This window comes from Luteimonas sp. MC1895 (assembly GCF_016457215.1).
In the GTDB taxonomy this organism is placed as follows: Bacteria; Pseudomonadota; Gammaproteobacteria; order Xanthomonadales; family Xanthomonadaceae; genus Luteimonas.
The window spans coordinates 490,626-509,467 of record NZ_JAEMDY010000002.1; the positions used below are offsets into that span (position 1 = coordinate 490,626).

An 18,842-nucleotide genomic window follows, 5' to 3' on the forward strand; every position below is an offset into this window, starting at 1 on the left:
CGCGGGCGCGGAACGGTGTGGTTGCAATGCTGCGGCCCGGAGCAGCGAGCGTGGGCGCGCCGGCGCGTGGACCGACCTGTAGGAGCGGCTACAGCCGCGATCGGCACAGGGTATCGGGCAGGCAGGTGGCCGCTGGCCAAGGGCCCAGAGCGATCGCGGCTGTAGCCGCTCCTACAGGGCGTGGAGGTTCGGGGCGATCGCGGCTGTGGCCGCTCCTGCAGGGCGCGGGGCGGGGGTGGGGCGGCGGGGTCAGACGTCGCCGTCGGTGGACCAGCCTTCGCCGGTGCCGCGCTGGAAGACGGCGTCGGAGTCGAGCACGGTGCCGGCGGGGATCGACGGCTGCTCGGCCAGGCGCGCATAGATCGGCGTGAAGTCGGGACCGGTCGCGGCCATCAGCTGCTCGAAGCTGTCGATGACGAAATAGGTCTTCTGGTAGGTGTCGATGCGGTAGCGCGTGCGCATGATGCGCTCGAGGTCGAAGCCGATGCGGTTGGGCGCCGGCGACTCCAGCGCGTGCACCGACTCGCCGCTGGACGAGACGATGCCGCTGCCATAGATGCGCAGCCCGTCGGCCTCGCGGATCAGGCCGAACTCCACCGTGTACCAGTACAGGCGCGTCAGGTTCTGCAGCGCCTCCGCGCCGATGCCGTGCGCCTTGACCCCGCCGCGGCCGTAGGCGGCCATGTAGTCGGCGAACACCGGGTTCATCAGCAGCGGCACATGGCCGAACAGGTCGTGGAAGAGGTCGGGCTCTTCGATGTAATCGATCTGGTCGGGGCGACGGATCCACCAGGTGACCGGGAAGCGGCGGTTGGCCAGGTGCTCGAAGAAGTCGAGCTCCGGCAGCAGGCCCTCGACGCCGATCAGCCGCCAGCCGGTGGCGGGTTCCAGCACCGCGTTCAGGTCGTCGTACTTCGGGATGCGGTCGGGCGTCATGCCCATCGCGTCCTGCGCGGTGAGGAAGGCCTCGCTGGCGCGGCCGACCAGCAGCCGGCGCTGGCGTTCGAACAGCGTCGCCCAGGTCGCGTGGTCCTCCGCGGTGTAGCCGCCCCAGTTCTGGTCGACCACGCCCGTGGCGTAGACCGGCACCTTGCCCTTGTCGGTGTGGAGGTTCTCGACGCGGCGGGGCTGGACGGGGGCCTGGGCGGACATGGTGGACTCCTGGTTCGGCGGGGCGCGCTGACTGCCGACGCAGCTTTCGTGCGCGATGACGCCATGACCCATCGACTCTAGCGCCTCGAGTGCGCAAGATGCTTGCGATCCTTGCCATGAAGTCGGCGATCCCCGCAATATCCTTGCGCTGCACGCCGAACGGAGCGCCGCATGCCCCGCCTCGACACCAGCCTCGACCGCACCGACCTCCAGCTGCTCGCCGAACTGCAGCGGCAGGGCCGGCTGAGCAATGCCGAACTCGCCGAGCGCGTGCACCTCTCGCCCTCGGCCTGCCTGCGGCGCGTGCAGCGGCTCGAGCGCAGCGGCGTGATCGCCGGCTACCGCGCCGAAGTCGACCCCGAGCGCATCGGCCTGGGACTGACCGCCTTCGTGCGCATCCGCCTCAACCACCACGACGCCGCCGCGGTCGCGGACTTCGCCCGCGGCGTTAACGCATGGGACGAGGTCGTGGCCTGCCACGCCCTGACTGGCGACATGGACTACCTGCTGCAGGTGATGGTCGCCGACCTCGAACACTTCTCCCGGTTCCTGCTCGACCGCGTGCTGGCGCGCCCCGGCGTGGGCGACGTGAACTCGAGCTTCGTGCTGCGCACGGTGAAGCCGATGCGCGGGCTGCCGCTGCCGCCGGCCTGAGGCGATGCGTCCCCGACCGGCGCTCAGTCGCGGTCGAGCGGGCTGAGCACGCCGCCCGCGCCGCGGCCGAGCACGTGCGTGTAGATCTGCGTCGTGGCCACGTCCTTGTGCCCCAGCAGCTCCTGCACCGTGCGGATGTCGTGGCCCGACTCCAGCAGATGGGTGGCGAAGGAATGGCGCAGCGTGTGGCAGGTCGCCGGCTTGTCGATGCCGGCCTGCACGCGCGCCGCCTTGACCGCGCGCTGCAGCACGGCCTCGTCGACATGGTGGCGGCGCCGCGTCCCACCGCGCGGGTCCTCCGACAGCCGCGAGGACGGGAACACGTACTGCCAGCCGAATTCGCGGGCGGCGGTCGGGTATTTCCGCGACAGCGCGTGCGGAAGCCAGACCTCCCCGAAGCCGTCGGCGAGATCGCGCGCGTGGAGCACGCGCACGCGCTCGACCTGCGCAAGCAGGCCAGCCTCGAGCCGGCGCGGCAGTGGCACGCGCCGGTCCTTGCCGCCCTTGCCGTTGCGCACCACGATCTCCCGCCGCCCGAAGTCCATGTCCTTGACCCGCAGCCGCGCCGCTTCCAGCAGGCGCATGCCCGCGCCGTAGAGCAGCGAGGCCATCAGGCCCACCTGGCCGTCGACCAGCGCGAGCAGCGCCCGTACCTCCGCGTGCGTCAACACCACCGGCAGGCGCTTGGGGCGCTTGGCCCGCGTGACCGAGCCGACCCACGGCAGCTCGACGCCCAGCACCTCCCTGTAGAGGAACAGCAGCGCCGAGAGCGCCTGGTTCTGCGTGCTGGCCGCGACGTCGTCACGCACCGCGAGCGACGACAGGAAGGCCTCGACCTCGGCCAGCCCGAGCTCGCGCGGGTGGCGGCGGTTGTTCGCCAGGATGAAGCGGCGCGCCCAGCCCACGTAGGCCCGCTCGGTCCGGATGCTGTAGTGCCTGGTCCGGCAGCGAATGCGAACCTGGTCGAGGAGACGGGGCGGAGGTGCACCCTGCTGGATCCCGATTACCGCCTCATCGTTGTCCCGGTATGACATACCGCCTCGTCCATGAGGTATTTTCCGGAAGCGTTACCGCAGCCGGCACGCGGCGGCAGGGGCCAAGGGCTTGATTCGGGGTGGGATTTTTCTGGTGACTGGGCGGTGGGGTGTGGCGAGGTGGGGCTGCTACATTCCGCTTTTGGGATCTACTTAGTGTTAGGCCGCTATCAACCGCTTCGACAACCGGAGAGAATCATGGTCGAGCTGTTTGACAATGACGAGACTGGATACCTCAGGTGGGTTCAGGCCAACCCGCACGGCTTCGTCGCAAACGTCGATCGCGCTGGGAGGGTGCCGCAATACCCCATGGTTCACGCAGCGACTCATGGCTCAATGTCCAGCGCCAAGATTGGCAACTTCACAACCGGCGACTACATCAAGTTCTGTAGCACTGATCTGGCTGCCCTGGAGCAATATTCACAAACCAAGTTTGATCGGTCGCTGACCCGTTGTTCTACTTGTATGTAGTCATGCGGGCGCGGCCTAACAGTTCGTTCAAGCCGACGCCGCTTCGTTACGCGAGCCACATGGCAGATAAAGCTTGCCATGTGTTCGCTCCACTACGCGGCGCGGCTTAACTCAGGCGTTAGGCCTTGTTTCCCGCACTGTTGTTGCCGGGTTCCAGGCGACCTGTAGCACCTCGCTTATCCGCAGCGTTTGCACTTCGCACGCGCGGTACAGGCATCGGCAGTCAGCCCTGCAACACCTCGGCTTCGGACAGGCGCGACTCTTCGCAAGATTCGACCGGCCGAGTCGGCTTCGGAAAGGGCGCTGTGAGAGTTCTTGGCCGCGCGCTCGATACGTCCGACTCCGATCAGACCGAGCCGATACTCCCGGCCAGGACTTGTTGTAGTGTTCGCTCAGGTGTTGGGCTGGCGCAGGTCTGGTTCGGGCCGCGGCGGCCTAACAATGCGTTCAAGCCGAAGCCGCTTCGTTATGCGGTCCAGGCGGCAGGTAAAGCTTGCCACCTGGTCCGCTCCACTACGCGTCTCGGCTTAACTTAGGTGTTAGGCCTTGTTTCCCGCACTGCCGGGGACAAGGTCCAGGCGAGCTGGAACATCTCGCTCATCCATGGCATTTGCACATCGCACGCGCGGTGAGCGGCGTCGGTGGTAGGCCGTGAAGCAGCTCGGCTTCGGATAGGCGCGACTCTCCGCAAAATTCGACCTGCCGAGTCGGCTTCGGACGGGCCGCGGTGAGAGTTCTTGGCCGCGCGCATGGCGCGTTTCGGCAGCACCAGACACGGCGCTTGTTGTACTGTTCGTATTAGGGGTTGGGCTGCCGCGCGTCGGGCGCAGGGTGCCAGGGAACGGCGGCCTAACGAGTCGTTCAAGCCGATGCCGCTTCGCGGCACGGCTTAACTCTAGTGTTAGGCGGACATCATGGACTTCCTCGTTCCCGTAGCTCTCGTCGTCGCAGTCCTGGCGGCTCTCATGACCTATCGAAGACTTGTGGCCAACGGAACCACAAGGCAACGGAACGCAAGACTGGTTGAACGGCAGAAAGCAATTCAGTCCGCGATCGACACGCTTGGATTCACTCTCAAGAGCAGCAGCACCACGATTCAAGAGGGCGACGACGCTATGCGGATCGCACGAGATGCACTTCAACAACTGGATGCTCAAGGAGACCTTTCAGAACTGATCGCTGACAATGAGCAGTTCTTCAAGGAGTGGCGGGCATCGCGGGTGTCCGCCTAACAATGCGTTCAAGCCGAACCCGCTTCGTTACGCGGCCCAGGCGGCAGGTAAAGCTTGCCACCTGGTCCACTCCACTGCGCGGGTCGGCTTAACTTAGGTGTTAGGGCGCACTTGTGACCACTCCGCAACTGACAACATTGGAGGCTGATGGCTGGATGATCGACGACGGCGAGATAGCGCATGCCGAGAATCCAGGCAAGTTCTGGATTCCCCCGCTCAGTGACCGCAAGTCGCTTGAGCCTGGGTCAATCGTCAAGATCCGTTTCTACATCCGTGCGCCCAATGACTCCGGTGATCTCGTAGATCACGGGGAGCGTATGTGGGTCCAAGTCAAAGAGCGGCACGGTGACTGGTACTTTGGGGCGCTGGACAATGACCCGTACTGTACAGACACCATCCAAGCCGGCATGCCTCTTTGGTTTCAGCCTCGCCATGTCATAGATATTGATCGGGGCTGACCCATGCGGGTGCGCCCTAACAATTCATTCAAGCCGACACCGCTTCGCGGCGCGGCTTAATTCAAGCGTTAGGCCGCTGGGGAGCTACATGGCCAGTCCAATCAACAAGCTTCTCGTAGTCGGCGCCGCCCTTAGCGGGCTCGCAGCGCTGATGCATCTGGCGTGCCTGGTAATAGGCGCACCGCTGTTTCGGCTTTTGGGCGCCGGCGAGCAAATGGCACAGCTGCACTCGGCCGGCCACTGGTATCCCACCGTCGTCACCCTGGTAATCGCCGGCGTTCTTGCGGCTTGGAGCGCTTACGCTCTGTCCGGGGCCGGCGTGATTCGCAGACTGCCGTTACCGCGTACTGTCCTTTCGGCGATCACGGCCATCTACATTGTCCGGGGTGTCGCATTTGTACCGGTCATGGCGTACTTCCCCGGAAACAGCGTGACCTTCTGGGTAGTAAGCTCTTCAATCTGCCTTCTGATCGGCATCGTCCACCTTGTGGGTCTTCGGCAATCGTGGGGCAGGCTGTCTGGCGGCGCGGCCTAACAATGCGTTCAAGCCGAAGCCGCTTCGTTACGCAAAGCACATGGCAGGTACAGCTTGCCATGTGCTTTGCTCCACTACGCGTCTCGGCTTAACTTAGGTGTTAGCTGCCTTAGAACCTATGCGCTCACTCGTATCTCTGCTTCTCTCCATCCTGATGATCTGCACATCGTGCAGCGTGCAGAATCCGCCACGACAATCAGAAAGGGTGCTTTTCGTCGGGAACAGCCTCACCTACGTAGGGAATGCGCCAGCAGTCTTCTCAGCCCTGGCCGCGGCCAACGGGAAGCCCATCGCTAGTGACATGATCGTGAGCGGCGGAGCAACGCTGACTCAGCGAGTCGGTGACGGGTCGGTCGCGCGGGCGCTAGATGAGAGGAAGTACACGGCACTTGTTCTTCAGGAGCGCGGTGGCGACCTGATGTGCTCCTTCGGTCCTGACACTTGTGTTCAGTCGCGGCGAGCAATCAAGGACTTGACTGCTCTTGCCGAGCAGAGCGGAGCGTCTGTTGTACTTCTTGGGTCGTACCAGCCTCACCCGGCTGCGTCTCAACGCTTGATCGAAGCCGAGTCTGCCGCAGCCGCGGAGGCGGGAATTCCATACATCGAGGTGTCGGAGAAGCTGCGGCGCCTACGCAGTGCAGCGCCCGAGCTAACGTGGTTTGCTCCTGACGGCATGCATCCTGGAAAAGAATTAGCGCTACTGAACGCGATTCTCGTCTACCAAGCACTTCGTGGTTCGCTGCCAAGCCCAGAGCCACTCACGGTGATGGCACCGATATACGGAAGTACAAGCGGGCTCACTGAGACGTTGAGACAAGCAGACGCCCCGCCGCCCTTGTCGGAAACGCCCACGGAGGTACGCTACTCGTCCGCCACATTGAGAAAGCTGCTGGGCGCCGTCGGTATCGCGGGCGGCAGCTAACAAATCATTCAAGCCGATGCCGCTTCGCGACACGGCTTAATTCTGGCGTTAGCCCCCATGCCAGACATCCCAATCGAGCGAAGCGACCATCCTCTGCTACTAATTGTCCTCTGCACTTTGGCGCTGGCCGGGACGACGTTCTTCGCATCGCCTCTTGACCGCGCACTTCGTAGATTGGGAACAGTGTGGGGGCGCGGATGGGTGCGACACACTCCGCTAGGCCTGAGCGCGTACCTGTTGGGGGGTGTCTTCTTTGGTGTCTATTCGTTGCCCAACAGTTCTTGGGCTCCTGACTTGGTGCGGATCACGAGCCTGCTCGGTGCAGTTCTCTCCGTCGTCTTCGGAATTGCTCACGACATGACTGTGAGCATCGAGGAGAGCAATCGGGATGGGCGCTAACAGCTCTATCGGCCCTGTCACATGAGCAGCGCGATCATGAACAGTTTGGTCTCATCGAAGGGTCCTGTAGGCGAGAGATCCTTGAGAAGAGCCGGCGGCTAGTTGAACTAGCCGTGGGCTAACCATTCATTCAAGCCGACGCCACTTCGTGGCGCGGCTTAATTCAACTGTTAGGCGGCTATGGAAGGACTTCTCTACTTCGCAGCAGTTCTCGCCGTGGCTTCGGGCGCGGCCCATTCGTTCCTCGGGGAGCGGTACATCCTCACTCGCCTGTTTCGTCGCAGTGATCTGCCAAAGCTATTCGGCAGCTCGGAGTTCACGACCCAAACGTTGCGCTTTGCCTGGCATATCACCACAGTCGCGTGGCTCGGCTTTGCTGCGCTCTTGGTGCACGCGGGTCGCGGCGACCTCACAGTGTCGGGCATGCTCCAGATCATCGGGCTAACCTTCGTTGCGTCCGGGGTCCTGCCGCTGCTTCTTACCAGGGGCAAGCACCTGTCGTGGTTGGTACTGTTTGTCATCGGCGGCATTACACTCTGGTGCGCCGCCTAACAGTTCATTCAAGCCGACGCCGCTTCGCGGCGCGGCTTAATTCAGGTGTTAGGGCGCTACCAAACAACAGGGGGACTGGATGAAGGCACTCACGTTGCTGGCACTCTTGCCAATTTCAGCAATATCTGCCGATTGGGTTGAGATTGAAAGAACAACGGACAAGGCCGTTCTGATTGATGCAGAGTCAATCAAGTACAGCAATGCTCAGCACACCGAGAGACAAGCTTGGGTAAAGCTCGTTCAACTCCGTGATGGAGAACACCCCAAAGGCGACTACACGCTTTCATTCAACGAATTCAACTGCGAGTCTGGGGCCGTCAAGTTCAATGAAATTCTTCTGTTCAGTAGCAGTGGCGCGTTAAGAACAAAGACCAACCTTAGCGCTGATGGCTGGCATAGGATGCCGAGCGAATCCAACTACGCCTACATCATAGAGACGGCGTGTTCTTATCCAGAGCCTCAGAGCCACGGTGCGGGTCAGACAGGCAGCCAAGTTTCAGATTTCAAACGAGACGTCCTCAATGCCCTGCAGAAGGACATAAGTATTGGTGGGGCGGTAGTCTCTTCCGTTGGAGATGTAACAAAGGAGTCGCCGACGGAGTTCTACGCTGATTTTGATTGGACAATTGACGGAAAAACATACAGTTGCTCCGGCTCTGTTGAGACTGATTCAACAGGTCGAGTAGTACAGGCCAGCATTCCGTACGTTTGTTATCGTCAGTACATAGATCAGTGACGCCAACATCATGAGTGCGCGCCCTAACAATTCATTCAAGCCGACGCCGCTTCGCGGCGCGGCTTAATTCAAGCGTTAGGCGCCCATGGACACTGACCCGCACTTGCTGATTCTGCGACAGGCTGCTGCCGGCACTTTGCCGGCCAACGTCGACGCAAATTCACCCGTACCCGCTGAGGCTGTCCGAGACCTCGTCGAGTCCGGTCACCTTGAGGCGATTGATGCTTCTAGCCTGAGCGGCTCGGCTTTCGTTGATCCTCGTATCACTGTTGCCGGCCGTGAGTACCTTGGCGTGCTGGAGGAGCGAGCTCGTGCTGCATCTCTCACTGGCAAGGCTGGCAAGCATGTTTCTTCCCTGCTCAAGTGGGTGTTCGGCATCGTCGCCGCGCTACTAGTTGCTTTCCTCACCAAGCAGTTCGTAGGCTAGCTGCGTGCGCTGGGCACCTAACCATTCATTCAAGCCGACGCCACTTCGTGGCGCGGCTTAATTCAAGTGTTAGGCCGCTAGGGGAGGTGCACGGAGATGGCAGAGAAGAGCCGCAAGCCAGCTGCTACTGTGCAGTCCTTCCTTGCTGCGCTCGATCACCCGCTCAAGCAAGAAGTTGTTGCACTTAGAAAAGTCCTGCTCAAGGCTGATCCGAAGATCACCGAGGAGGTCAAGTGGAACGCACCGAGCTTCAAAACGTCTGAGCACTTTGCCACGATGCATCTGCGGGCTAAGAACTCTCTGCAGCTCATCCTTCACCTTGGAGCCAGATCCAAGCGGACGGTTCCGCGAGACGCTATCGCGGATCCGCACATGCTGCTTAAGTGGCTTGGGCCCGACCGCGCATCGATCGGTATCACCGGTCGGGAAGACTTGGTGCAGAAGAGCGGCCCGCTGGTTGCAATTGTGCGGGAGTGGATTAAGCATGTGTAGGTGCGTTGTGGGCCGCGGCCTAACAATGCGTTCAAGCCGAACCCGCTTCGTTACGCGGCCCAGGCGGCAGGTAAAGCTTGCCACCTGGTCCACTCCACTGCGCGGGTCGGCTTAACTTAGGTGTTAGGCGCTTTGGGGGGGCTCATATGCAAGTCTCATCGGAAACATTGCGGACAACGATTGGCGCGCTCAGCGATGAAGAGCTATTGCGGCGCTGGGGCGTTTCACTGTTCACCGACGATGCGCTCCCAGTTGCGGAGTCCGAACTTAAGAGGCGTGGACTTGATTACTCTGCAGAAAACATTGAAAGAGTAGCCGCCTTTACGGCGTCTGAAATCAGTGTCGCGCGTTCTGTCCGATATGTGCAGCTTTTAACGGGGTTAGTCACGGCCTTCGTTGCCTACGGATTCGTGATTGGACTGGGTCTTATAGGCGGCTTGGTCGGCGGTGCGATCGCGCTCCCACTTGGGAGAAGTGCTGCCGTCGTTATAGATCGGAAATTCCGGAGTAGTTGGGCTCGGTTTCTTGCTGGCTTATGCTTGGCTTTGGTCAGCTTGCTCCTCGCGGGATTCATCTCGGTCTTCTTGGGCATCCTGCTCGAGACGCGTGCCTAACAATGCGTTCAAGCCGAGGCCGCATCGGTGCGCAAACCACATGGCAGGTACAGCTTGCCATGTGCTTCACGCCCCGCTGCGCCCCGGCTTAACTTTGGTGTTAGGCCTCCATGACAATTGACGACCACTTGCAGATAAAGGCAAACCGCTACGGTTGGCCCATCATTGTTCTCGGGCTCGTTTCTGTAGGACTTATCTGGCTTGACGTTTCCGCAGCGCCATATGCCCTTCTGGTTGCCGTCGGCCTTCTCGCAATCCAGGCGGGGCTTCTCTTGGCGCTATGCTTCTCGTTCCGTTGCCCGAGGTGCGCAGGCTCTTTGGCTGCACTTGCTGCACATTTTGGTCCGCTGCGTCGTTTCGGTCGCCAAGCAAAATGCTGTCCGTTCTGCTCGGCTAGTTTCAATGAGTCGCTGTAGGCCTAACAATTCATTCAAGCCGACACCGCTTCGCGGCGCGGCTTAATTCAGGCGTTAGGCCCCACATGGCGCAGCTCGTGATCTCCATTGCAGCAGTCATCGCATTCCTGTGCACATTCGTTTACTTGCATGCGATGTTTCGGCTGCATGGAGTCATCGCTGCCGAGAAGCCAGAATGGGTCAATGTTCGTGGAGCATTGGACTTCTTCTATACCGGCTTTCCTCGAGTCGCCAATCCGAACGTCGGAGCCGAGGTAGTGAAGATTGCCCTCGGTTCAAGGGCTCGCCAACTTAATGCTCCCGTGGCTGCACGTTTCGTGCGCCGTATCCGCGTTTGCCTGCCACTTGGGCTTCTCAGCTATCTTGTACTGGTACTCGTGGGTTCTACCGGTGGGGCCTAACAATGCGTTCAAGCCGAACCCGCTTCGTTACGCGCCCCACATGGCAGGAAGAGCTTGCCATGTGGTTCGCTTCACTGCGCGGGTCGGCTTAACTTAGGGGTTAGGCCGCTGGTGATAGTCAACCGTGGTTGACACATAGACAACCGTGGTTTACTCTCCCTGCCATGGTCGAGATCCTCAAGAGCGACACTTTCGATGCATGGTTACGCGCTTTGCGCGACCGTCAAGTAAAGGCTCGCATAGAGGTGCGTATCCGGCGGTTGTCGCTGGAGAACCCAGGGCAGCACCGAGCGCTCAAGGGTGGGATCTGCGAGCTCAAAATAGATCACGGCCCCGGGTATCGGGTTTACTACACCTTCGTAATCAAACACTTGTGCTGCTGCTCTGCGGCGGCACCAAATCCACCCAAAGCCAAGACATCAAGCTTGCGCAGAGCATTGCCAAGCAATGGGAGGACTAGCCATGACCAAAGTAAAAGAGAAGTTCAGCCGCTACGACACCGCAGATTACCTGGAGACGGAAGCGGACATTGCTGCGTACTTGAACGCATGCGCAGAAGAAGATGATCCCGCGCTGCTGGTGGCTGCGCTCGGAGATGTGGCCCGAGCTCGCAACATGACCCAGCTCGCCGAGAAAACCGGCATGACCCGAATGGGCTTGTACAAGGCTCTTTCGGGGCAAGGCAACCCGAGCTTCGCTACCGTATCCAAGGTCGCGCATGCGCTTGGCCTAAAGATCACGGTGGCAGCGACCTAACAATGCGTTCAAGCCGACACCACATCGGGGCGCAAACCACACGGCAGGTACAGCTTGCCATGTGCTTCACGCCCCGCTGCGGCGCGGCTTAACTTGGGTGTTAGGCCGCAATGGACGCATCTCTGATCCCCAAACTGATCAAGCAGAGGCGGCGGCTGCTACAAAGCTATTTGGTTCATGTGGCGTGGTTCGCTGCCATGATCATCACTGCATTGGCGCACTCGTCCAGAGCGGTAGTCGCCAGCTCAATCTTCCTGGCGCTCATCACAGTTCCCCCTGTCATCACCTACGCAGCAGCGGTACATCGAACTTGCCGAGCGATTGACCCAACTGCCAAGACGATCGGCCTTGTTCCGATGATCATAATGACGGTGCTTTTTACCCCATTCGAGTCAGGCTTGGTCGTTCCAGCAAAGAATCTGTTGGTGTCAGGCAAGCTGTTACGAGAGCGTCAGGCTGCGGCTGTGCGGCCTAACGAGTCATTCAAGCCGACGTCGCTTCGCGACGCGGCTTAATTCTGGTGTTAGGCATGCTTATTCGTTTCGTCGGCACATTGTTACTCCTGATGCTTGCTGCCTGTGGCGGCGCTGAGACTGCGCCCCCACTCGAACGCGGCTGGGCGCCTGCAGGCGCTTGCGTCTTCGTTGGAAACCGTGCAGATGATCACTCCTGTGCAACGACTGGCACACAACTGCTCGCCAACCCGCGAACCTACGATGGGCGCCGTATTTCGGTGCGTGGTTGGGGAGTTATAGGTCGTGACCACTCGGACAGGCCAGTGGTATGGCTCTACCTCACCCAAGATGCTGTAGAAGCGACGGCCACCCAGTCAGTCGTGGTGCTCGAGGGCCCGGCTATTCCCGATATCGTGACGTTCCTGGAGACCAGGCAAGGCGAGCTGCCAGAGCCGCGGCTAGTTGGAGTGACTGGCGACTTTGAGGTGTTCAAGCCAGATGGTACCGGTAGTCGGCCAAAGAGCGCCCCAGAATGCTGTCGTTTTGGCGTAGTTCGCAACATCGACGGCTGGGGGCCGTAGCATGCATGCCTAACAATGCGTTCAAGCCGAATCCGCTTCGTTACGCAAAACACATGGCAGGTAAAGCTTGCCATGTGTTTCGCTCCACTACGCTACTCGGCTTAACTTAGGTGTTAGGCCTTGTTTCCCGCACTGTTGTTGCCGGGTTCCAGGCAATCCGTAGCGCCTCGCTCATCCGCAGCGTTTGCACCTCGCACGCGCGGTGCGGGCATCGGCCGTCAGCCCTTCAGCGCCTCGGCTTCGGACAGGCGCGACTCTTCGCAAGATTCGACCTGCCGGGTCGGCTTCGGGCAGTGCGCGGTGAGGGTTCGTGGCCGCGCGCATGGTGCGTTTCGGCAGCACCAGGCACGGCGCTTGTTGTACTGTTCGCCTCAGGGGTTGGGCTGCCGCACGCCGGGCGCAGGTGCCAGGGAACGGCGGCCTAACGAGTCGTTCAAGCCGATGCCGCTTCGCGGCACGGCTTAACTCTGGTATTAGGCCGCTAATCGGGAGTCCCGGCACATGGAAAAGCAGCAAGCCGAAGCGATCGCGCAAGCCATTCTTGAGCCGGACCTGAAAGTTCAGACGGAGCTTCGGCGCAAGCGTGAGGTCGAGAACCGAAGCCTTGCGCTCAGACGTTTCATCGCCGCGTTCGTGTTGGTGGGCTTCCCCATCGGTGCGGCTGTTGCGTACTTCGCAGGCGAGCGTTTCACCCTCGGGGGCCTCTGGGGCGGTATTGGCGGAGCCGCCGTCGGCTGGGCTGTGGCTGCGTGGCGTGAGCGGCGCGCGGCCTAACAATGCGTTCAAGCCGAAGCCGCTTCGTTACGCAAAGCACATGGCAGATACAGCTTGCCATGTGCTTCGCTCCACTGCGCGTCTCGGCTTAACTTAGGTGTTAGGCAGCATGAGCAAGCGCAAGGCTATCCGAGCAGTGCTTTTTATCTTTGGTGCGGCCCTTGGGCTGCTAGGGCTTTGGTGGCTTCTTTCCGCACATGCGACTGCCCATCTGCGCTTCGGTCATTGCGGAGCCACTTCGCTTGATCACCCGGAGGCTTACTGTCAGGTCGGCATGCGGCTCTTGTACCAGTCGTTCGCCACGCTTGCTGCTTCAATTGTCCTGTTGGTTGCTGCAATCTACATCGGGCGGCGCCGTGAGCGTGCTGCCTAACAAGTCATTCAAGCCGATGCCGCTTCGCGGCACGGCTTAACTTAGGTGTTAGGCGGCACTGGGGAAATCTATGGCGATCGATCTGTTTGACCTGGCGGGGAGCTGGCTAGACCTACTGCTCGTGCGTCGGATAATCATTCCAACCGCTGTGGGTATCGTCGTAGCTCTTGGGGTCTACTACTTGACCGGTCAAACTCCGGCGTCCGCTGCGGTGGCGTTCGGTATCGGTCTACTGAGCGTATGCGTTGGCGTAATCTGGCACATCGCTGGCGGCAGCAAACCAGGTGCCGCCTAACAATGCGTTCAAGCCGAACCCGCTTCGTTACGCGGCCCAGGCGGCAGGTAAAGCTTGCCACCTGGTCCACTCCACTGCGCGGGTCGGCTTAACTTAGGCGTTAGGCCGCAGAGGAAGGCTATGGCGACCGTTTACAAATCAAAAACTGATGCGTGGTTGCTTGCTATTCTCGCAGTTGCGATTGCGGTGTCACTTTTCGCCGCTATCGTAACCGTGTCTGACGGGTCCCCCGCTGCGTGGCCCGTGGCCGCGTTCATCGCCGTCATCGGCGTCGGCCTGCCTATCTGGCTGTTGCTTTCAACGCGCTATACGTTGGAGCCCCGTCAGCTAAGAGTACAAAGCGGCCCGTTCAAGTGGCACATCAAAGTAGCGGACATCACTAGCATTACGCCCAGTTCCAACGCGCTCTCCAGCCCAGCGCTTTCATTGGACCGGCTGCGTATTGACTACGGCTCGGGAAGGTCGCTCATGATTTCTCCACGGAACAAGGAGCAGTTCCTCCGAGATATTGAGGCTGCCCGTCGCGGTGCGGCCTAACAATGCGTTCAAGCCGAACCCGCTTCGTTACACGGCCCACATGGCAGGAAGAGCTTGCCATGTGCACCGCTCCACTGCGCGGGTCGGCTTAACTTAGGTGTTAGGCGGCACATGAGCAGACTCGAAACCCCGATGACCCGCTGGTACTGGAGCCAGATCGGTGGGCTACTGCTCGAAGAGTTTCTTGTGGTGCCGAGGGCGCCGGGTCAAGGCCGTAGGTTGCTAGACGGACTTATCGTGCTTGGAGAGCCTGCAGCTATCGCGCCGCCGGGCACGCGTTTCGACGTTGCGGGTCGCGACGTCGTCTCAGTACAAACGAAGAACAGTCTGCTCGGCATGTACCTCATGGGCCAGGCACTCTTCTCGCGTGATCTTGTCCGCGCCTTGGGCCCAAAAAGCGTCATGTCCGTTGCACTTTGTTCCGCCAGCGATAGGGTGCTGACGCCCATGCTAGAAGCGCACGAGAATTGTCACGTGGTGGTCTGCCCGCCAGAGGTGTGTCGTGGTGCCGCCTAACAATGCGTTCAAGCCGACACCTCATCGGGGCGCAAACCACATGGCAGAAAAAGCTTGCCATGTGCTTCACGCCCCGCTGCGGCGCGGCTTAACTTAAGTGTTAGGCCGTGGAAGCAACCTTTCTAGGAGTGTGAAGTATGAAGCTTGGTGTAGCCGCAGCACTGATGGCCTTCGTTCCCGCCTTTGCCTTCGCAGCTGATAAGCCCATCCCACTCAACAAGGTTGTGTCTGCGTTTTTGGCTTCGCCGGGCTCGGCTCCCGAGTGGTCCATGGGCGCTTCAGCTTCAACTCCTGAGATTCTGTGGCAATCCGTCGGAGTCGAAACAAGAGGATGCGGAACTTCTAGTTCCTGCCGTCGTGGAACCGCTAGGGTCAGCGTCGCAGGCAAAGAATTGCAGAACCTCCGGCAGCGCTTGGAGCCTGTGCAATGGGAGCTGCACATGGCTTCTTCTGGCCTCGCTAAGTTTGGCCCGGAGCAAATTAGCATCTCCCCGTCCTGTGACACCGTCAGCTGCGAGTTCGACTTCGAGCGAGCGATGGCTGACTCGGGCATCACTATGCGTCGCCTGTGCCACGCCGGCCCGAACCCATTCCGGCAAACCGCATACGCCCTGAATCAAGGCGCGCGGCGCGCCGTCGCAGTCGTTGGACAGAGCTCGGGCAGCGGCGGAGACTCAACTTCTCTCACGTTGTTCTTTACGCTCGATCCGGCTTCTCAGGATTGGTGTGCAGAAGCGCGGGGTATGGAGTAGCCACGGCCTAACAATTCATTCAAGCCGACGCCGCTTCGCGGCGCGGCTTAATTCGGGCGTTAGGCCTTGTTTCCCGCACTGTTGTTGCCGGGTTTCAGGCACGCGGTAGCGCCTCGCTCATTCATTGCATTTGCACCTCGCACGCGCGGTGAAGGCATCGACAGGCGCTCGTGGAGCACCCCGGCTTCGGACAGGCGCGGCTTCAGCGCAAGCATGATCATCCCGAGTCGGCCTCGTGTCGCTGGCCGTGAGCGTTCGTCGCCGCGCGAGTTGCCGCTCTCGGCTCCGCACTCGGGCACGGCAAAGGCGCGGCAAGTTGTTGTAGTGTTCGGCTCAGGGGTTGGGCCAGGTGCCAGGTATCGGCGGCCTAACGAGTCATTCAAGCCGATGCCGCTTCGCGGCACGGCTTAATTCTGGTGTTAGGCCACATGGACAGTTCAGATCGAATCACGTTGCAAGACCTGAAGGAGGCTCGCCGAGTCGTTGCGCGCATGCGTATGCGTTCGGTTCTTGCAGCTGGTGCCGGCGGCATACTCTTCAGCGTTCTGCTCGCCATGCTTCTGCTCTGGCGGAACCCTTTGGAGAGTGACGCCGCTGTTCTGGTGGCAGGCCTTTCGTGGTTGCTCTTTGGTCTTCCGCTACTTGTCCACTGGCTGAGGCATTGGCGCAAAGTTCAATCACGCTTGCGCGCCGTGGAGGAGCAAGTAAAGTCCGGGGAGGTTGTGTATGGCTCGCAAGTTCAGTTCTAGCGGCTTGTGGCCTAACAATTCATTCAAGCCGAACCCGCTTCGCGGCTCGGCTTAATTCAGGCGTTAGGGCGCACCCGGATGATCACGCGATCCATGGATGAGATACGTGCCGAATACATCTCCTCGATGGGAGAGGAGCTAGGTGCCAGCTTCTACGAGCTCTATCGGAAGCTTGTGGAGCTCCACGTCCTTTGGCAGCAGTACCGTCAGCTGTTCGGAGATGACACGGAGACGGTTCACTTGCTTAATCGAACCGCTGGCCTGTTCTTCAAGATCGTGCAGGACGAGCTGTGGGACAGTGTCTTGCTCGGGGTTTCGCGAATGACAGATCCGCCGGCAACAGGCAAGAACAAGAACCTCACAATACAGTCGCTGCCTCCGTTGATAACGGATCTCGTGCTACGGGCCGAGGTCCAATCCCTTTGTGACAAGGCGTTGGACTCGGCGGAGTTTGCACGCGAACATCGCAACAAGCGCATTGCTCATCAGGATCACAACTACCTCAGCAATCGAGGCTCCGACCCGCTGAGCGGCATAAGCAGGGCTCTCGTGGAGCAGATGCTAGCGGCGTTGCGGGCTGTTCTAAACCGCCTCGAGCTGCACTTGAGAGACAGCACTGTCATGTACGAGGACTTCGTGGATGAGAGTGGGGCCAGGCTTCTGGTCCACAAGCTGAGAAAGCTAGAACGGCTACAGGACGGGGCGGCTAGTGCGCGGTGAATTCAACCACCAAGTGCGACAATCCTGATCAAGCGCAAGCGCGCTGTTCTGGCGTCTGATACTCATAGCGCTTCCTCGGCCTGGTATTGAGTTTGTGTGCGATCGCATCGCACTGCTTCTGGGTCAGGTTCGCCATGCTCTTTCCCTTGGGGAGGTACTGGCGAATGAGTCCGTTGGTGTTCTCGTTGGTGCCGCGCTGCCACGGGTGGTGTGGCCGGGCGAAGTAGATCGTCGTGCCGGTTGCGGCTTCGATCTCGGCATAGCCATGGAACTCGGTGCCGTTGTCGGACGTGATCGTGGCGCAGGGCAGTGGCGCGGCTTTGATCATCTCGACGACGCGGCGATTCAGCGCCTTCGTCGTGCGGTTGGGCAGCTTGCCGATCATGAGGTATCCCGTGGCACGCTCGACCAGGGTCACGATGCACGGCTTCTCCCAGGACGCGCCCATGACCGTGTCGATTTCCCAGTGGCCGACCGCGTCTCGAGCCTCGATCTCGGCAGGTCGATCTTCGATCATGCGCTTGCCCTGTAGCCGGCCGCGGCGCTCCAGACCGTAGTGGCGCTTCCGCCGCTTGTAACGGCGCCGCAGTTCCATATAGAGCGTGCCGCCGGCTCGCCAGTCGCGCCGCACATGGCGGTAGATGGATTGAAAGCTGATCGCGAACTCGTTCTTTCGCAGCACGGCCGCGATCTGCTCGGGGCTCCACTGCTGCATCAGCAGGGCCTCGACCCGTTCGTCCTGCCAAGGCGCGTGGTGCTGGCCGCGGCGGCTTCGCCGCAGCCGCCCGTTCCGACGTTCCTGGGCCTTCCTGTGGCAGTAATGCCCACCCTTCGGACAGGGGGTCAGGTTGCGCTTGATCTCGCGGTAAATGGTGCTGCGGTGGCGGCCTAGAGTCTCGGCGATCTCGGCCACGCTGCACTTGGCCTTGCGGAGCTGGGAGATCAGGTATCGTTCGTCACTGGTGAGCTGGCAGTACTTCACGGCTGGGGGCTCCTTTCTTGCCGGATCAGAGTCCCTTCCAGTCTGCCAGCTCACCTTCGCTTTTCGGGGCGCTGGATTTGTCGCACTTAGTTTGGCAATTTCTGCGGTCTAACAAATCGTTCAAGCCGATGCCGCTTCGCGGCACGGCTTAACTCCGGTGTTAGGCCGCTGGTGATAGTCAACCGTGGTTGACACATAGACAACCGTGGTTTACTCTCCCTGCCATGGTCGAGATCCTCAAGAGCGACACTTTCGATGCATGGTTACGCGCTTTGCGCGACCGTCAAGTAAAGGCTCGCATAGAGGTGCGTATCCGGCGGTTGTCGCTGGAGAACCCAGGGCAGCACCGAGCGCTCAAGGGTGGGATCTGCGAGCTCAAAATAGATCACGGCCCCGGGTATCGGGTTTACTACACCTTCGTAATCAAACACTTGTGCTGCTGCTCTGCGGCGGCACCAAATCCACCCAAAGCCAAGACATCAAGCTTGCGCAGAGCATTGCCAAGCAATGGGAGGACTAGCCATGACCAAAGTAAAAGAGAAGTTCAGCCGCTACGACACCGCAGATTACCTGGAGACGGAAGCGGACATTGCTGCGTACTTGAACGCATGCGCAGAAGAAGATGATCCCGCGCTGCTGGTGGCTGCGCTCGGAGATGTGGCCCGAGCTCGCAACATGACCCAGCTCGCCGAGAAAACCGGCATGACCCGAATGGGCTTGTACAAGGCTCTTTCGGGGCAAGGCAACCCGAGCTTCGCTACCGTATCCAAGGTCGCGCATGCGCTTGGCCTAAAGATCACGGTGGCAGCGACCTAACAATGCGTTCAAGCCGACACCACATCGGGGCGCAAACCACA

Annotated in this window: 22 protein-coding genes; 19 read left to right on the top strand and 3 right to left on the bottom strand. The window is 60.6% G+C overall.

Going from position 1 to position 18,842, the window contains the following annotated elements; genetic code table 11:
- Positions 1-249: 249 nt before the first annotated feature.
- Positions 250-1,152, bottom strand: a complete 903-nt coding sequence (gene phhA, locus JG616_RS07855; RefSeq protein ID WP_199392214.1) for a phenylalanine 4-monooxygenase — start codon at positions 1,150-1,152, stop codon at positions 250-252.
- A 171-nt stretch (positions 1,153-1,323) separates the two neighbouring features.
- On the opposite strand from phhA, the gene JG616_RS07860 reads away from it, so the two are divergent.
- Entirely contained in the window at positions 1,324-1,806 is a 483-nt protein-coding gene (locus JG616_RS07860) for an Lrp/AsnC family transcriptional regulator (RefSeq protein ID WP_199392215.1), read from the top strand.
- Between the two features lie 23 nt (positions 1,807-1,829).
- Here the strand turns inward: JG616_RS07860 and JG616_RS07865 are convergent, their stop codons facing one another.
- The gene (locus JG616_RS07865) at positions 1,830-2,840 is read right to left on the bottom strand and encodes an integron integrase (protein ID WP_199362634.1); all 1,011 of its coding nucleotides are present in this window, start codon (positions 2,838-2,840) and stop codon (positions 1,830-1,832) included.
- A gap of 198 nt (positions 2,841-3,038) precedes the next feature.
- On the opposite strand from JG616_RS07865, the gene JG616_RS07870 reads away from it, so the two are divergent.
- The 16 genes from JG616_RS07870 (at position 3,039) to JG616_RS07945 (ending at position 17,003) form a co-directional block, all read left to right on the top strand.
- Positions 3,039-3,311 (top strand): hypothetical protein, encoded by a 273-nt coding sequence (locus tag JG616_RS07870; RefSeq protein ID WP_199392216.1) that lies wholly within the window; start codon positions 3,039-3,041, stop codon positions 3,309-3,311.
- A 914-nt stretch (positions 3,312-4,225) separates the two neighbouring features.
- Positions 4,226-4,543 carry a hypothetical protein gene (locus JG616_RS07875; RefSeq protein WP_199392217.1) on the top strand — a complete coding sequence of 106 codons (318 nt, stop codon included), beginning with the start codon at positions 4,226-4,228 and terminating at the stop codon, positions 4,541-4,543.
- Positions 4,544-4,698: 155 nt separating this feature from the next.
- Positions 4,699-5,001, top strand: a complete 303-nt coding sequence (locus tag JG616_RS07880; protein ID WP_199392218.1) for a hypothetical protein — start codon at positions 4,699-4,701, stop codon at positions 4,999-5,001.
- Positions 5,002-5,089: 88 nt separating this feature from the next.
- On the top strand, positions 5,090-5,536 hold the full coding sequence (locus tag JG616_RS07885; protein WP_199392219.1) for a hypothetical protein: 447 nt from the start codon (positions 5,090-5,092) through the stop codon (positions 5,534-5,536).
- Positions 5,537-7,037: 1,501 nt separating this feature from the next.
- Entirely contained in the window at positions 7,038-7,409 is a 372-nt protein-coding gene (locus JG616_RS07890) for a hypothetical protein (RefSeq protein WP_199392220.1), read from the top strand.
- Positions 7,410-7,488: 79 nt separating this feature from the next.
- On the top strand, positions 7,489-8,145 hold the full coding sequence (locus JG616_RS07895; protein ID WP_199392221.1) for a surface-adhesin E family protein: 657 nt from the start codon (positions 7,489-7,491) through the stop codon (positions 8,143-8,145).
- 85 nt (positions 8,146-8,230) lie between these two features.
- Entirely contained in the window at positions 8,231-8,572 is a 342-nt protein-coding gene (locus JG616_RS07900; protein ID WP_199392222.1) for a hypothetical protein, read from the top strand.
- Positions 8,573-8,668: 96 nt separating this feature from the next.
- Positions 8,669-9,064 (top strand): DUF1801 domain-containing protein, encoded by a 396-nt coding sequence (locus tag JG616_RS07905; RefSeq protein WP_199392223.1) that lies wholly within the window; start codon positions 8,669-8,671, stop codon positions 9,062-9,064.
- Positions 9,065-10,159: 1,095 nt separating this feature from the next.
- A complete protein-coding gene (locus JG616_RS07910; RefSeq protein ID WP_199392224.1) occupies positions 10,160-10,495 on the top strand; it encodes a hypothetical protein in 336 nt (111 codons plus the stop codon).
- A gap of 164 nt (positions 10,496-10,659) precedes the next feature.
- A complete protein-coding gene (locus JG616_RS07915; protein WP_235973017.1) occupies positions 10,660-11,061 on the top strand; it encodes a type II toxin-antitoxin system RelE/ParE family toxin in 402 nt (133 codons plus the stop codon).
- Complete coding sequence (locus tag JG616_RS07920; RefSeq protein WP_199363105.1) at positions 10,958-11,251, top strand: addiction module antidote protein; 294 nt, start codon at positions 10,958-10,960, stop codon at positions 11,249-11,251. Before JG616_RS07915 ends, JG616_RS07920 begins: the two co-directional genes overlap by 104 nt.
- Before the next feature lie 1,537 nt (positions 11,252-12,788).
- Entirely contained in the window at positions 12,789-13,061 is a 273-nt protein-coding gene (locus JG616_RS07925) for a hypothetical protein (RefSeq protein WP_199392225.1), read from the top strand.
- A gap of 109 nt (positions 13,062-13,170) precedes the next feature.
- Positions 13,171-13,434: a hypothetical protein gene (locus JG616_RS07930; protein WP_199392226.1), complete on the top strand. Its 264-nt coding sequence runs from the start codon at positions 13,171-13,173 to the stop codon at positions 13,432-13,434.
- A gap of 415 nt (positions 13,435-13,849) precedes the next feature.
- Positions 13,850-14,266 carry a PH domain-containing protein gene (locus JG616_RS07935; protein WP_199392227.1) on the top strand — a complete coding sequence of 139 codons (417 nt, stop codon included), beginning with the start codon at positions 13,850-13,852 and terminating at the stop codon, positions 14,264-14,266.
- 111 nt (positions 14,267-14,377) lie between these two features.
- Positions 14,378-14,782, top strand: a complete 405-nt coding sequence (locus JG616_RS07940) for a hypothetical protein (protein WP_199392228.1) — start codon at positions 14,378-14,380, stop codon at positions 14,780-14,782.
- 1,579 nt (positions 14,783-16,361) lie between these two features.
- Positions 16,362-17,003, top strand: a complete 642-nt coding sequence (locus JG616_RS07945) for a hypothetical protein (protein ID WP_199392229.1) — start codon at positions 16,362-16,364, stop codon at positions 17,001-17,003.
- Between the two features lie 28 nt (positions 17,004-17,031).
- Here JG616_RS07945 and JG616_RS07950 read toward each other — a convergent pair whose 3' ends face one another.
- A complete protein-coding gene (locus JG616_RS07950) occupies positions 17,032-17,985 on the bottom strand; it encodes an IS30 family transposase (protein ID WP_199392230.1) in 954 nt (317 codons plus the stop codon).
- Between the two features lie 224 nt (positions 17,986-18,209).
- Between JG616_RS07950 and JG616_RS07955 the strand changes: the two genes are divergently transcribed.
- Both JG616_RS07955 and JG616_RS07960 read left to right on the top strand, forming a co-directional pair.
- Complete coding sequence (locus tag JG616_RS07955; protein WP_235973017.1) at positions 18,210-18,611, top strand: type II toxin-antitoxin system RelE/ParE family toxin; 402 nt, start codon at positions 18,210-18,212, stop codon at positions 18,609-18,611.
- Positions 18,508-18,801, top strand: coding sequence for an addiction module antidote protein (locus tag JG616_RS07960; protein WP_199363105.1), 294 nt, complete (start codon positions 18,508-18,510; stop codon positions 18,799-18,801). Before JG616_RS07955 ends, JG616_RS07960 begins: the two co-directional genes overlap by 104 nt.
- Positions 18,802-18,842 lie beyond the last annotated feature (41 nt).